Source organism: Thioalkalivibrio sp. AKL9 (assembly GCF_000377825.1).
Classification (GTDB): Bacteria; Pseudomonadota; Gammaproteobacteria; order Ectothiorhodospirales; family Ectothiorhodospiraceae; genus Thioalkalivibrio; species Thioalkalivibrio versutus.
The window spans coordinates 151,012-164,275 of the sequence record NZ_KB905104.1 but is presented as its reverse complement, the minus strand read 5'-3'; the positions used below and the strand labels follow the sequence as shown (position 1 = coordinate 164,275).

Sequence of the window (13,264 nt, the reverse complement as noted above, 5' to 3'; positions counted from 1 at the left end):
GGCAAGGGCCCGGGGATTCGAGGATTCGGAGATGATCGCGACACAGAACACCGGTCAGGGCATGCTGCCGCTGCTGCAATTGCTGGGCGGCGAGGCATCGCTGCAGGACTTGGACGGCCTGAAGGGGCTGAAAGGGAAGGACGGCGAGGGGTTCCTCGCGGTTCTGGAGCCGCAGATGGAGGCCTTGCTGGCGAACCTGGGCGTGCCCGGGGACGAGCTGGAAGGGCTCGATCTGGAAGCCATGCTGGCGCGGTTGCAGGATCTACTCGACGGGCAGGGTTTCGCCGCGGGCGACGAGGCGGGTGGCAAGGGCTTGCCGGTCGCCAGCCTGATGGCGGGAGTGCACGAACCGGGGCGCATGGACGCCGCCCGTGGGGAGGCGGGCGTCTCTGGCCGCGGGGGTGCCGAGGGCCAGGCGTTGCCGGTCAAGCCCCTGCCTGCAGCTGTCATGCGCCTGTTTGTCGAGGCCAGCCAGGCGGCGGGCGGGCGCGATGGCCTGGCCGCATTGAAGCCCGAACTGCTGGGCGCGCAGGGCGGGCTGTCGCGGGATGGCGTGCTTGATGTCCTCGCGCAGTGGATGACCCAGGGCGGGGACGAGTCGCGTCGGGGGCGTACCGATCCCCTGGGGGGCGTCCTGCCGGCTGTCGCCGGTGGCCAGGCCGAGGGGGCGGACGCTGCACGCGCGTTGCCGCGACTGGACCTGACCCGGCTCCTGCAGCAGCCCAATGGGGCCCGCGAGCTGGCCGATCAGGTGCGCATGCTCGCCCAGGCACAGGGTGGGCGAACCGAGCTCAAGCTGCATCCCCCGCAGCTGGGCAGTCTGGATATTCGGGTGCTGGTCGAGGGTGACCGCACAAGCATCCAGTTCATCAGCGCCAATCCGGTGACCCGCGAGGTGCTGGAGGCGGCCATGCCGCGCTTGCGCGACAGCCTCGCCGAGAGCGGGCTGATGCTCGAGGACGCGACCGTCTCCGACCAGGCGGCCGAGGAGCAGGCCGAGCAGGATGAGCGCCAGGCCGCCGCCGGGACTGCTTCGGAGCTGGACGAGACCGAAGACCACGAGAATGGGGGCAGCACGCTCTCGATGCTGAACCGGCGCCTGGATCTGTTTGCCTGAGTCGAGCCCGGCGCGGGCTTGGTCTTGCGCTATCCGATGGGCGGCCGGCGGTATCCGTGACCTGCCCCATCGGGCCCCTTTCTCTGTCGTAGCGATCTTCCATGAGTGCCGCCAAGAATCCGTCTTTCCTGCGCGGAGGGCGGCCGATTCTTGACGTTATCGGCCGTGCCTTTCCCCGAAGTGTCCTTCCGCCCCCTCCAGTATTCGCTTCTAACTATCGGATAATGCGATAGAAAGCCAATGCTGGCATCTGCCTTGCTAAGGTCTTTGCCGAGAGCAAATCCTCGGTTTACCGGACAGCGAGTGCGACATGGCGGATAAAGAAGTCAATCTGGACGACGACGAAGGCGGCGCCCCCAAGAAGGGCGGCATGGGCAAGCTGATTCTGCTGTTGCTGATCGTGATCCTGCTGGTGGGTGGTGGTGCCGCTGCGGCCTGGTTCTTCCTGGTTGCGGGCGACGATGACGCCGAACAGGTCGAGGAAGGCCCGCCCGAGCGCTTCTACACCAGCCTGGAGCCGATGACTGTCAACATCGAAGCGCCGGGCCGCATCCGGTATCTGCGTGCCGAGGTGAGCCTGGTGACCCACGAGGCGCCGGTGATCGAGGCGTTCGAGCGGCATATGCCGGCGATCCGCAACGACATCCTGGGCATCCTGGCGGAACAGCGTTACGAGGATCTGAATACGCGTGATGGCAAGGAATCGCTGGCGGAGGAGCTGAAGGAAGCAATCCGCGAGATTCTGCGCTCGCGGGATGCGCCAGACGCGGTCGAGGCCGTGTTGTTCAACGAACTGGTGATGCAGTAGGAGCCCCGTTATGGCGCAGACGGATATCCTCAGCCAGGACGAGATCGATGCCCTCCTGCATGGTGTGGACGAGGGCGACGTCGAGACCGAAGACCCGTATCCGAGTGACGGTGAGGCGCGGGAATTCAACTTTGCCACGCAGGATCGCATCGTCCGTGGGCGCATGCCCACGCTGGAGATGATCAACGAGCGCTTTGCGCGTCAGCTCCGGGTCCGTCTGTTCAATGTACTGCGCCGCTCGGCCGAGATCTCGGTGGTCGGCACCCGTATCACCAAGTTCTCCGAGTACATGCACTCGCTGTTTGTCCCCACCAGCCTGAATCTGGTGCGGGCGCATCCGCTGCATGGCACCGGCTTGTTCGTGTTCGATCCCAAGCTGGTGTTCATCCTGGTCGACAACTTTTTCGGTGGCGACGGACGCTACTACACCCGCATCGAGGGACGAGACTTCACCCCGATGGAGATGAAGGTCGTCCACGGCGTGCTGGAGGGGGCCTTCGAGGATATGCAGAAGGCCTGGCAGCCGGTGATGGAGCTCAAGTTCGAGTTCCTGAACTCCGAGGTCAACCCACAGTTCGCGAACATCGTCTCGCCGACCGAAATCGTGGTTATCAGCGAGTTCCACATCGAGCTCGACGGGGGCGGCGGCAATCTGCACGTGACCCTGCCGTACTCGATGATCGAGCCGATCCGCGAACAGCTGGATACCGGGATCCAGTCGGATCGCTCCGATGTGGACCAGCGCTGGATGCACGCGCTGCAGGAGGAGATCCAGACCGCCGAGGTCGAGATCAGCTCCATGCTGGCGGAGACCGAGGTCACCGTGCGCGAGCTGCTGGATATCCAGCCGGGCGACATCATCCCGGTGGACCTCCCCGAGAAGATCACCTTGCAGGTCGAAGACATCCCGATGTTCCGCGGGAAGTTCGGCGTATCCAATGGCATGAATGCGATCCAGGTTTCGGAACGCATTATCAAACGATAGAGGGCGCAGCATGGCTGACACCGACGATCCCAAACAGGACACCCCGGCCGTGGATGAAGATACCGCGGGCGCTGAAACCATGGCCGACACCGAAGGCGGCAGCGATGACCAGGCGCTGGCGGATGAGTGGGCGGCGGCCCTGGCCGAGCAGAAGGATGACGACGGCGAAGACGCGGCTGATCCCGATGAGTTGCTGAACGCCGCGCAAGGCGGGGCTGCTGCGGGGGGAGGTGATGACGCGACCGCAGCGAAGCAGACGCCGAAGTCCGAGAAAAAGGAGCGCAAGCACCAGCCCGATTCGTCCGCGGAGGCCCTGCAGCCCGAACAACTCTCGGGGGTGGTGCAGGGCGACGGCGAGGAGATGAATCTGGAGATGGTGCTGGACGTTCCAGTGACGATCGCCATGGAGATCGGCCGCACGCGGATCCCGATCCGCAACCTGCTGCAGCTGAACCAGGGCTCGGTGGTGGAACTGGACCGTCTGGCCGGGGAGCCGCTGGACGTGCTGGTGAATGGCACGCTGATCGCGCATGGCGAGGTCGTGGTGGTCAACGAGAAGTTCGGGATCCGGCTGACCGATGTGATCAGCCCCAGTGAGCGCATCCGCAAGCTCAAATAGCCATGAATCCACGTAATACGCGCAGTTCGGCCCTCGTCCTGGCGGCCGTCACGGGGACCCTCTGGCCATTGACTGCCCTTGCGGAGGGTGGCAGTGGCGGGGCCGCGGCCTATCTGACCCAGCTAATCGGCGGTCTGGTACTGGTGATCGGTGCCATTGTGGTGCTGGGCTGGATCCTGCGCCGGACCCAGGGCGGACTGAACCGCGGCTCGCAGGTGATCGAGATCGTCGCGGCACGTTCGGTGGGCACGCGCGAGCGTCTGGTGCTGGTTCAGGTGGGCGATGAACAGGTGCTGGTGGGCGTGGCGCCCTCCGGCATGCGCACCCTGCACACGATGCGCGAGCCGGTGGTGGCGCCGGCCGGGGAGACGCCGGATTTCTCCAGCGCACTCAAGCGCGCCGTGACCCGCCGGGCTCCGCCCGGTAGCAGCGAGCGGGGGCAGTCGTGATGGCGCTGTTCCTGCGGTTCGCGCTGGCACTGGGCCTGCTGCTCCTGCCGGGGCTCGCCGGTGCCCAGGTGGCGCAGGGCATCGAGGCCCTGACTGTGACCACCAACGGAGACGGGGGCGAGACCTACTCGGTCACGCTGCAGATCATCCTGTTGATGACGCTGCTCACCCTGCTGCCGTCGATCCTGATCATGATGACGTCCTTCACCCGGATCATTGTGGTGTTGGCGATCCTGCGCCAGGGCCTGGGCACGACCCAGACACCCTCGAACCAGATCCTGATCGGTTTGGCCTTTTTCCTGACCCTGTTCGTGATGGCCCCGGTGCTCGACGAAATCTACGAGACCGCGTTTGTGCCCTACGTGAACGAGGAGATCGGGACAGAGGAGGTGATCGAGGCGGGGGTGCAGCCGTTGCGCGAGTTCATGTTGATGCATACCCGCGAAAGCGATATCGCGATGTTTGCCGAGATCAACGGGATCGACGGATTCGAGGAGGCGGATGACATCCCGTTGAACCTGCTGGTGCCGGCGTTCATTACCAGCGAGCTCAAGACCGCATTCCAGATTGGCTTCCTGATCCTGATCCCGTTCCTGATCATCGACCTGGTGGTGGCCTCGGTCCTGATGTCGATGGGGATGGTGATGCTCTCCCCGCTGATTATCTCGCTGCCGTTCAAGGTGATGCTGTTCGTTCTGGTGGACGGCTGGGCGCTGATGATGAACACCCTTGCCACCAGTTTCTTCGTGTAGGAGAGCGCGATGACACCCGAACTCGTTGTGGATATCGGTCGCGAGACACTAACCGTGGTGGTCCTGCTAGCCGCGCCGCCGCTGCTGACGGCGCTGGCCGTGGGTCTGACCATCGGGATGCTGCAGGCAGCGACCCAGATACAGGAAATGACCCTGTCGTTCATCCCCAAGCTGCTGGCGATGTTCGCGGCGCTGCTGATCAGCGGGCACTGGATGCTGGCGTTGTTGATCGACTACACCGAGCGCCTCTACGAGAGTGCGCCGGGGATGGTGGGGTAGGCATGGCCCTGGCGGCGGAACAGCTGGTGCTGTGGGTGGGGGCGGTCCTGTGGCCGTTCGCCCGCATTGGCGCCATGCTCGTCGCCATGCCGATCTTCGGCGCGGATACGGTCAATGCGCGGGTGCGCATGGGGCTGGCGCTGTTGCTGGCGATCTTTGTGGCCATGCAGGGCCCGGTCCTGCCGGATATCGATCCGTTGAGCCTTGAGGGCGTGCTGGTCACCCTGCACCAGGTCGCGATCGGCGTGTTCATGGGGTTTATTCTGCAGATGGTGTTCTCGGCCGTGACCCAGGCGGGCGAGGTGGTCGCACTGGGTATGGGCCTGGGTTTTGCCTCCATCATGGATCCGGCCCAGGGGGTGCAGGTCCCGGTGGTCTCCACCATTTTCGTCATCTTCTCGACCCTGCTGTTCCTCGCAATGAACGGCCATCTGATTGCTCTGGAGCTGATGTTGACCAGCTTCGAGACCATGCCGATCGCCCCGACCGGTCTGAACGCCGAGGCCTTCTACGCCCTGGTGGCCTTCGGCTCCACGATGTTTGTGGGCGCGGTGCTGGTGGCATTGCCGGCGGTTGCGTCGCTCCTGTTGGTGAATATCTCCATGGGGGTCATCACCCGCGCGTCCCCGCAGCTCAACATCTTCGCGGTGGGTTTCCCGATGATGATCCTGATCGGGTTCGTGCTGATGATGTTGATCCTGCCGGGCCTGCCGGAACGTTTTGGCGAACTGATGTTCGAGGCCTTCAACCTGATGCAGACCCGGATGGGCTTCTGAAATGGCCGAGAACGAAAGCGGACAGGAAAAAAGCGAAGAGCCCACTCCGAAACGCCTGCGCGAGGCGAAGGAGAAGGGGCAGGTCCCGCGCTCGCGCGAGCTGAGCACCTTTCTGGTGCTGATGGCGGGCGGGAGCTTCCTGCTGATGTACGGCCCGAACATGGGGGCGCAACTTACTGAACAGATGAGCAGTCGCCTGGATTTCGAACGCGAGATGGCCTACGACTCGTCGCTATTATTGCCCTATCTGGCCGACGAGATTTTCCGCACCCTGCGGACCCTGTTCCCTCTGTTCGGCGTACTGGTGGTGGCCGCGGTACTCGCGCCGATCGTGATCGGCGGCGCCAATTTTTCCTGGAAGGCCGCCGCGCCCAAGGTCTCCAAGCTGAATCCCGGGAAGGGCCTCAAGCGAATCTTCTCCTGGCAGGGGCTGATGGAGTTCGGCAAGACCTTCGCCAAGTTCGTACTGATCAGCAGTGTCGCGGTCGCCGTGCTGGCCACCTTCTCCGACCGGCTGCTGATGCTCGGTTACGAGCCTGTTCATCAGGGCATCATCCATGCCGCCCAGCTGGTTCTGGGAACCTTCATCGCGGTCTCGGCGGCCCTGATCGTGGTCGCCGCCATTGATGCGCCGTTCCAGATGTGGAATCACCAGAAGCAACTGCGCATGACCCGGCAGGAGGTCAAGGACGAGTACAAGGAGACCGACGGCAAGCCAGAGGTCAAGCAGAAGATCCGTCAGTTGCAGCAGGAGATGGCGCAGCGGCGAATGATGGAGGAGGTCCCCAAGGCCGACGTGATCATCACCAACCCGACCCACTATGCCGTGGCTATCGTCTACGAGGCCTCGCGCATGGCGGCACCGAAGGTGGTGGCCAAGGGCGTCGACGAGGTGGCCGCCTCGATCCGTGCAGTCGGGGACGAACACGCGATCATCCGCGTCGAGGCCCCGCGCGTGGCCCGCGCCATCTACTTCACCACCGATCTGAACCAGGAAGTGCCCAACGGGCTGTTCGTGGCCGTGGCCCGCATCCTGGCGTACGTCTACCAGCTCAAGCGGGCCGATGCCGACGCGCAGATGCCGGATGACCTTCCAGTGCCCGAGGACTATCTCGACCCCGACAAGCAACGCGGCCCGCGGAGGGATCGCTAATGGCCTTCTTTGACCGTCTGGGTAACGTGGGCAAGTGGGGGCTGGGGGCGCCGATCCTGCTGATCGCGATGCTCTCGATGATGGTGCTGCCGCTGCCGCCGCTGGCGCTGGACGTGCTGTTCACCTTCAATATCGCGCTGTCGCTGGTGGTGATCATGGTTGCGGTGTACACCCCGCGGCCGCTGGAATTCGCGGTCTTCCCGACCGTGTTGCTGGTCGCCACGCTGCTGCGCCTGGCGCTGAACATCGCCTCCACCCGCGTAATCCTGCTGGAAGGCCACACCGGCACGGATGCCGCTGGCAAGGTCATCCAGGCCTTCGGCGACTTCGTGGTCGGCGGCAACTACACCGTGGGGCTGGTGGTGTTCGCGATCCTGATCATCATTAACTTCGTGGTGGTGACCAAGGGGGCCGGGCGTGTGTCCGAGGTCAGCGCCCGCTTTACCCTGGACTCCATGCCCGGCAAGCAGATGGCGATCGATGCCGACCTGAACGCCGGCATCCTGACTCAGGAAGAGGCGCGCAAGCGCCGCGAGGAGATTGCCAGCGAGGCGGACTTCTACGGCTCCATGGACGGTGCCTCCAAGTTCGTCCGCGGCGATGCCATCGCGGGGATCCTGATCCTGTTCGTAAACATCATCGGCGGGCTCACCATCGGTGCGGTGCAGCACGGCATGTCGATCGGCGATGCCGCGACCAACTACGTGTTGCTGACCATCGGCGACGGCATTGTCGCCCAGATCCCGTCGCTGGTGCTGTCCTCCGCCACCGCGATCATCGTGACCCGCGTGACCAGCAGCCAGGACATGGGCCAGCAGGTGTACGGGCAGATGTTCTCCAACCCGCGGGTCCTGTACGTCGCCGGTGGCGTGATCGGCGCGCTGGGCGTCGTGCCGGGCATGCCGAACGCCGTGTTCCTGGGGCTGGCGGCGTTGATCTTTGGCTGGGCCTACCTGCTCAAGCGCCGGAGTCGCGAGGCCGAGGTGGAAGTGGAGCGCATCCCGCAGGAAGAGGAAGGCGGGGCTCGTTCGGAGGATCGCGACCTGACCTGGGAAGACGTCCCGCCGGTGGACCTGGTTTCCCTTGAAGTCGGCTACCGCCTGATCCCGCTGGTGGACCGTACCCAGGACGGTCAGTTGATGGGACGGATCAAGGGCGTGCGCCGCAAGCTGTCGCAGGAGCTGGGCTTCCTGCTGCAGCCGGTGCACATCCGCGACAACCTGGAGCTCAGTCCCAACGCTTATCGGATCAGCCTGTTGGGGGTGACCGTGGCTGAGGCCGAGGTATTCCCCGACCGCGAACTGGCGATCAATCCGGGCGAGGTCTTCGGCACCGTGCCGGGCACCCCGACCAAGGACCCGACCTTCAACCTGGATGCCCTGTGGATCGACCCGTCGGATCGCGACCAGGCCCAGGGCGCCGGCTATACCGTGGTCGACTGTTCCACGGTGATTGCGACGCATCTGTCGCAGGTGTTCCGCGAGAACGCCCACCGCCTGATCGGGCACGAGGAGGCACAGCACCTGCTGGATCAGCTGGCGCGGCATTCGCCGAAGCTGGTGGAGAACCTCGTGCCCAAGACCCTGTCGCTTTCGATCGTGCTGAAGGTGTTGCAGAACCTGCTGGCCGAGCAGGTCTCGATCCGCGACCTGCGCACGATCGCCGAAACCCTGGCAGACGACGGGGTGAAGAGTCAGGATCCCGGCACTTTGACCGCTGCGGTGCGCGTCGCGCTGGCGCGCTCCATCGTCCAGGACCTTGTGGGACCGGAGGATGAGCTGCCACTGATTGCCCTGGACCCATCGCTGGAACAGCTCTTGCATAAGTCCCTGCAGGGCAGCTCGGGTGGCACGGTTGGACTGGAGCCCGGGCTGGCGGAACGGTTGCAGCGTTCGGTTGCGGATGCGGCGCGGCGCCAGGAGACGGCCGGCCAAGCGGCGATCCTGGTGGTGGCACCGGAGATCCGTTCCTGGATTGCCGGCTGGTTGCGCGGCGCGGTTCGCAGCCTGACCGTCCTGGCGTTTACCGAGATCCCCGACAACCGGCGGATTCGGGTAGTGGCCACGGTCGGTCAGGAAGAAACGGCGAAGCAGTCCGCATGATACATAGGGGTTCCGCCGCGTGAGCGGCGCAGGAGATCAAAGCATGAATGTCAGACGATATCGGGCCCGGGACATGCGCGACGCCATGCGTCAGGTGCGCGAACAACAGGGAGAGGATGCCGTGATCCTCTCCAGTCGCCGGGTGGATGGCTGGTTGGAGGTGGTCGCCGCCCTGGAGGATGGCGAGTCCTCGGAGCCGGTGCGCGAGCCGGAGGCCGCAAAGCCGGCCCGCGTGGCGCGAACCGCCGACCGTGCCCCGAATTCGGCGGCCCCTTCGTGGCCGGCCGATCCCGAGCTCACCGCGATGCGCCAGGAGTTGCGTGACCTGCGCAGCCTGATGACGCGTCAGTATGCGGAGAGTGACGAGGCTCGCTGGGCGGCCCGTCACCCCCTGGCGGCCGAATGCAAGGTCCGCCTGATCGACCGCGGCTTCGGTGAATCGCTGGCCCGCAGCCTGGCGGGCAGCATCCTCGATGACAGCTCCCCCGAGCAGGCTTGGGAGCGTCTCCGCGCGCGGCTTTCGGGTGCGATTGCCACGCATCGCCCGGCGATCCTGGACGAGGGCGGGCTGCTGGCGATGGTGGGGCCGACCGGTGTCGGCAAGACCACCACGCTGGCACGGATCGCGTTGCGCCAGATCCGTCGGATGGGACCGGATTCGGTTACGCTGGTGACCCTGGACAGCCAGCGCATCGGTGCCACACGGCAGCTGCAAGCCTTTGCGCAGATGGCGGGGATCTCGGTGCGCGTGCTGCAGAATGCGCGCGAGCTGCGCGATCTGGCGCGGCGCGTGGACGATGGCCACCTGATCCTGGTGGATACCGCCGGGCAGGCGCCGCGCGCGGTGGAGGAGGAGTCGCTGTTCGCGCATCTGCCGCCGGATATTCGTGCCGAGAGCTGGTTGGTTGTGTCGGCCACGACCCAGGGCAGTACCTTGCGGCGGGTGCTGGACGCGTTTCGCAAGGCGGATCCCTCGGCGCTAGTGCTGACCAAACTGGACGAGGCAGAACAGCTGGGCGAGGTCCTGTCGGTCCTGCTGGACCAGCACCTGGGGCTTGGGTTCGTAAGCGATGGCCAGCGCATCGCCGAGGATTTTCACCGGGTCGATACGGGGTATCTGACCCGCCTGGCACTGGACGACGATGCCGAGGGTGCGCGGGCGGGTGGCAATGCCCGCGAGACCTGGGCCGCCGAACGGCTGGCCGAAATGGAAGCGCCGCGACGCTCGCGCTCGCCGCTGCGCCCGGCGCAGGGGGCCGAGCCGGCCACACTGGAACTGATTCAGCCGGTTGGAAAGGGGCGTTATGCCACGCACTAACAAGCCGTTGAAGGTCATTGCGGTCGCCTCGGGCAAGGGCGGCGTGGGCAAGACCAACGTGTCGGTCAATCTGGCGGTCGGCCTGGCCCGGTTGGGCCGCGAGGTGATGCTGTTCGATGCGGATCTGGGCCTGGCCAACGTGGACCTGTTGCTCGGGATGCGCCCGGAGCGCACCCTGCACGACCTGGTGACCGGCGCGGTGGACAGCCTGGACGATGTCCTGGTTCAGGGGCCGGACGGGGTGAAGGTGGTCCCGTCGGCCTCCGGTATCGCGGCGATGGCGAATCTCACGCCGGCCGAGCACGCGGGTTTGATCCATGCCTTCAGCGCCTACCGCAAGCCGCTGGATGTCCTGATCGTGGACACTGCTGCAGGCCTGCAGGAGTCGGTGACTTCGTTCTGCCGGGCGGTACAGGAGACCCTTGTGGTGGTCTGCGACGAGCCGGCTTCGATTACCGATGCCTATGCCCTGATCAAGGTGCTGCATCGTGACCACGGGCTGCGGCGTTTCCGCATGGTCACCAACATGGTCAGCGGACGCGAGGGTGCGGAGCGGCTGATGCAGAAACTCAATACCGTCTGTGGCAATTACCTGCCGGAGGTGGTCCTGGATCTGGCCGGCTATATCCCGATGGACGAACATCTGCGCAAGTCCGTGCAGAAAAGGGCACCGGTGGTTCAGCAGTATCCCGGCAGTCCGGCCGGCAAGGCGTTTGCCGAACTGGCACGCACGGTGGACCGTTGGCCGGTTGGTGGGGGTGACCACGGGGGCGTCGGGTTCTTCGTGGAACGAATGCTGCAGAGTGCATGATGACGACGCGTAATCGACTTTCCGGCTACCAGGCGACGTCCACCGCGACCGGTGGACACGAGAAGTTGATTGCCGATCACGTTGAACTGGTGCATCGCATCGCGCACCACCTGATGGCCCGTCTGCCGGCCTCGGTCCAGGTCGATGATCTGATCCAGGCCGGCATGATCGGCCTTCTGGAGGCGGCGCGGCAGTTCGAGGGCGGGCAGGGGGCGACCTTTGCCACCTACGCCGGAATCCGCATCCGCGGTGCGATGATCGACGAATTGCGTCGCAGTGACTGGACGCCGCGTTCGGTGCATCGCAACAGCCGGCGTATTGCCGCCGCGATCCAGAGTGTCGAGGCCCGCGAGGGGCGTGCGGCGCGTGGGAGCGAAGTGGCGGCCGAGCTGGACGTGGCGATCGATGACTATTACGACATGCTCAAGGACCACGCCGGGGCCCATCTGTTTGCGCTGGACGATCTGGGTGGCGGGGATGACGGGGCCGATCGTGTGATCGAGGGGCAGGAAGTCTCTCCGTCGCGTAGCCTTGAGGCTGGCGAGTTTCGCGAGGAGTTGGCCGAGGCCCTTGGGGATCTGCCTGAACGCGAACGCCTGGTGCTGTCGCTGTATTACACCGAAGAACTGAATCTGCGCGAGATCGGGGCTGTTCTGGGCGTGACCGAGTCGCGCGTGAGCCAGATTCGCAGCCAGGCGGTCATCCGGCTGCGCGCGCGCATGGGGTCGTGGCTCGAAGACGGCGCGGCTTTGCAGTTATTCTAAAACTCACCTTACGAATCCCGGAGTGACGTGTGGACAAGGGAATGAAAATTCTCATCGTGGACGATTTTTCCACGATGCGGCGCATTATCAAGAACCTCTTGCGCGATCTTGGCTTCAATAATACGCAGGAAGCCGACGACGGCAGCACCGCGCTGCCGATGCTGCAAAATGGTGACTTCGACTTCCTGATTACCGACTGGAACATGCCCAACATGCCGGGCATCGACCTGCTGAAGGCCGTCCGGGCGGATGCCAACCTGAAGTCGATGCCGGTGCTGATGGTGACGGCCGAGGCCAAGCGCGACCAGATCGTGGAGGCTGCGGAGGCAGGTGTGAACGGTTACGTGGTCAAGCCGTTTACCGCCGAAACGCTGAAGGAAAAGATCGACAAGATCTTCGAACGTATTGAAGCACAGGGCTAAGCATCGCCCAGTGATTAATACGGACGACGTCCGTCTCGCTTGCGCGGGTGGACGTGACCCGGCTCCTTCGGCGCCGTACCAGCAAGAGGCTCCTCATGACTGAACAGGAACACCCCCCACGCGACGGCCAGCTCGAGCTGGCCCGGCAACTGGTGCAGACGCTCGAGGCGGGCGACGACGCGGCGGCACGCGCGCTGGTGCAGGATCTAGCGCGTCCATACGACCGCGAGCTCTTCGACGAACTGGGCAAGCTGACGCGCGACCTTCACGAGGCCTTGCAAAGCTTCCGTGGCGACTCGCGTCTGGTAGAGCTGACCCAGGCGGAGATCCCGGATGCGAAGGAACGCCTGAACTACGTGGTCACCATGACCGAGCAGGCCGCGCACGCCACGATGGGCGCCATCGAGTCGAGCCTGCCGATCGCCGAGTCGTTCAGCCAGCAGGCGGCCGACTTGACCGCCAAATGGACGCGCTTTCGCAACCGGCAGCTCTCGGTGGACGAATTCCGCGATTTCGCGCGTGAGCTGGACAGCTTTTTCGGGCAGGCGGGCGAGGACGCCGAGGAATTGCGGCGGCTGCTCTCCGAGGTGTTGATGGCACAAAGTTATCAGGACATTACCGGCCAGGTGATTCGCCGCGTGATCCAGCTGGTGACCGACCTCGAAGAGAACCTCGTTACCCTGATTCGGCTCTCCAGCGGGCGCATGGAGCAGGTCGAAGCGGCCGAAGCGTCCCTGGAGCGTGGCGAAGAAGACCGCGAGGCGGACCGCAAGGGCCACGGCCCCAGTGTGCCCAAGACTCAAGATTCCAGCGCAGATGTCGTTCAAGGACAGGACGAGGTGGACGATCTGCTATCAAGCCTGGGCTTCTAGCAGTGCCCCCCATACGACTGGCGCCACGGGACCGGAG

At 64.8% G+C, this 13,264-nt stretch carries 15 protein-coding genes; all 15 read left to right on the top strand.

The annotated features are described in order from the left end of the window. The first annotated feature begins 31 nt into the window (after nucleotides 1–31). The 15 genes from D573_RS0102940 (at nucleotide 32) to D573_RS0102870 (ending at nucleotide 13,227) form a co-directional block, all read left to right on the top strand. Nucleotides 32–1,117 (top strand): flagellar hook-length control protein FliK, encoded by a 1,086-nt coding sequence (locus D573_RS0102940; protein ID WP_018937637.1) that lies wholly within the window; start codon nucleotides 32–34, stop codon nucleotides 1,115–1,117. Between the two features lie 310 nt (nucleotides 1,118–1,427). Continuing rightward, nucleotides 1,428–1,925: a flagellar basal body-associated protein FliL gene (fliL, locus tag D573_RS0102935; protein WP_018937636.1), complete on the top strand. Its 498-nt coding sequence runs from the start codon at nucleotides 1,428–1,430 to the stop codon at nucleotides 1,923–1,925. 10 nt (nucleotides 1,926–1,935) lie between these two features. Continuing rightward, complete coding sequence (gene fliM, locus D573_RS0102930; RefSeq protein ID WP_018145752.1) at nucleotides 1,936–2,910, top strand: flagellar motor switch protein FliM; 975 nt, start codon at nucleotides 1,936–1,938, stop codon at nucleotides 2,908–2,910. Nucleotides 2,911–2,920: 10 nt separating this feature from the next. Then, nucleotides 2,921–3,529: a flagellar motor switch protein FliN gene (fliN, locus tag D573_RS0102925; RefSeq protein WP_018937635.1), complete on the top strand. Its 609-nt coding sequence runs from the start codon at nucleotides 2,921–2,923 to the stop codon at nucleotides 3,527–3,529. Nucleotides 3,530–3,531: 2 nt separating this feature from the next. Beyond that, nucleotides 3,532–3,978 carry a flagellar biosynthetic protein FliO gene (gene fliO, locus D573_RS0102920; protein ID WP_018145750.1) on the top strand — a complete coding sequence of 149 codons (447 nt, stop codon included), beginning with the start codon at nucleotides 3,532–3,534 and terminating at the stop codon, nucleotides 3,976–3,978. After that, nucleotides 3,978–4,730 (top strand): flagellar type III secretion system pore protein FliP, encoded by a 753-nt coding sequence (gene fliP / locus D573_RS0102915; RefSeq protein WP_018145749.1) that lies wholly within the window; start codon nucleotides 3,978–3,980, stop codon nucleotides 4,728–4,730. The genes fliO and fliP overlap by 1 nt, the downstream gene beginning before the upstream one ends. Before the next feature lie 9 nt (nucleotides 4,731–4,739). Continuing rightward, entirely contained in the window at nucleotides 4,740–5,009 is a 270-nt protein-coding gene (gene fliQ / locus D573_RS0102910; protein WP_018937634.1) for a flagellar biosynthesis protein FliQ, read from the top strand. Nucleotides 5,010–5,011: 2 nt separating this feature from the next. Then, nucleotides 5,012–5,785, top strand: coding sequence for a flagellar biosynthetic protein FliR (fliR, locus tag D573_RS0102905; RefSeq protein ID WP_018937633.1), 774 nt, complete (start codon nucleotides 5,012–5,014; stop codon nucleotides 5,783–5,785). Between the two features lies 1 nt (nucleotide 5,786). Next, nucleotides 5,787–6,938, top strand: a complete 1,152-nt coding sequence (gene flhB / locus D573_RS0102900; RefSeq protein ID WP_018937632.1) for a flagellar biosynthesis protein FlhB — start codon at nucleotides 5,787–5,789, stop codon at nucleotides 6,936–6,938. Then, nucleotides 6,938–9,040, top strand: a complete 2,103-nt coding sequence (gene flhA / locus D573_RS0102895; RefSeq protein WP_018937631.1) for a flagellar biosynthesis protein FlhA — start codon at nucleotides 6,938–6,940, stop codon at nucleotides 9,038–9,040. Before flhB ends, flhA begins: the two co-directional genes overlap by 1 nt. A gap of 73 nt (nucleotides 9,041–9,113) precedes the next feature. After that, nucleotides 9,114–10,358, top strand: coding sequence for a flagellar biosynthesis protein FlhF (gene flhF, locus D573_RS0102890; protein ID WP_018937630.1), 1,245 nt, complete (start codon nucleotides 9,114–9,116; stop codon nucleotides 10,356–10,358). Beyond that, the gene (locus D573_RS0102885; protein ID WP_018937629.1) at nucleotides 10,345–11,169 is read left to right on the top strand and encodes a MinD/ParA family protein; all 825 of its coding nucleotides are present in this window, start codon (nucleotides 10,345–10,347) and stop codon (nucleotides 11,167–11,169) included. Before flhF ends, D573_RS0102885 begins: the two co-directional genes overlap by 14 nt. Next, nucleotides 11,166–11,933 (top strand): RNA polymerase sigma factor FliA, encoded by a 768-nt coding sequence (locus tag D573_RS0102880; RefSeq protein WP_018937628.1) that lies wholly within the window; start codon nucleotides 11,166–11,168, stop codon nucleotides 11,931–11,933. Before D573_RS0102885 ends, D573_RS0102880 begins: the two co-directional genes overlap by 4 nt. Before the next feature lie 41 nt (nucleotides 11,934–11,974). Beyond that, nucleotides 11,975–12,355, top strand: coding sequence for a chemotaxis response regulator CheY (gene cheY, locus D573_RS0102875; RefSeq protein WP_018145741.1), 381 nt, complete (start codon nucleotides 11,975–11,977; stop codon nucleotides 12,353–12,355). Nucleotides 12,356–12,450: 95 nt separating this feature from the next. Beyond that, entirely contained in the window at nucleotides 12,451–13,227 is a 777-nt protein-coding gene (locus D573_RS0102870) for a protein phosphatase CheZ (RefSeq protein ID WP_018145740.1), read from the top strand. The last annotated feature ends 37 nt before the right edge of the window (nucleotides 13,228–13,264 follow it).

Bases quoted from the DNA above. Each gene is read 5' to 3' on its own strand.
- D573_RS0102940 (WP_018937637.1), top strand. From the start codon at position 32: ATGATCGCGACACAGAACACCGGTCAGGGCATGCTGCCGCTGCTGCAA.
- fliL (WP_018937636.1), top strand. From the start codon at position 1,428: ATGGCGGATAAAGAAGTCAATCTGGACGACGACGAAGGCGGCGCCCCC.
- fliM (WP_018145752.1), top strand. From the start codon at position 1,936: ATGGCGCAGACGGATATCCTCAGCCAGGACGAGATCGATGCCCTCCTG.
- fliN (WP_018937635.1), top strand. From the start codon at position 2,921: ATGGCTGACACCGACGATCCCAAACAGGACACCCCGGCCGTGGATGAA.
- fliO (WP_018145750.1), top strand. From the start codon at position 3,532: ATGAATCCACGTAATACGCGCAGTTCGGCCCTCGTCCTGGCGGCCGTC.
- fliP (WP_018145749.1), top strand. From the start codon at position 3,978: ATGGCGCTGTTCCTGCGGTTCGCGCTGGCACTGGGCCTGCTGCTCCTG.
- fliQ (WP_018937634.1), top strand. From the start codon at position 4,740: ATGACACCCGAACTCGTTGTGGATATCGGTCGCGAGACACTAACCGTG.
- fliR (WP_018937633.1), top strand. From the start codon at position 5,012: ATGGCCCTGGCGGCGGAACAGCTGGTGCTGTGGGTGGGGGCGGTCCTG.
- flhB (WP_018937632.1), top strand. From the start codon at position 5,787: ATGGCCGAGAACGAAAGCGGACAGGAAAAAAGCGAAGAGCCCACTCCG.
- flhA (WP_018937631.1), top strand. From the start codon at position 6,938: ATGGCCTTCTTTGACCGTCTGGGTAACGTGGGCAAGTGGGGGCTGGGG.
- flhF (WP_018937630.1), top strand. From the start codon at position 9,114: ATGCGCGACGCCATGCGTCAGGTGCGCGAACAACAGGGAGAGGATGCC.
- D573_RS0102885 (WP_018937629.1), top strand. From the start codon at position 10,345: ATGCCACGCACTAACAAGCCGTTGAAGGTCATTGCGGTCGCCTCGGGC.
- D573_RS0102880 (WP_018937628.1), top strand. From the start codon at position 11,166: ATGATGACGACGCGTAATCGACTTTCCGGCTACCAGGCGACGTCCACC.
- cheY (WP_018145741.1), top strand. From the start codon at position 11,975: ATGAAAATTCTCATCGTGGACGATTTTTCCACGATGCGGCGCATTATC.
- D573_RS0102870 (WP_018145740.1), top strand. From the start codon at position 12,451: ATGACTGAACAGGAACACCCCCCACGCGACGGCCAGCTCGAGCTGGCC.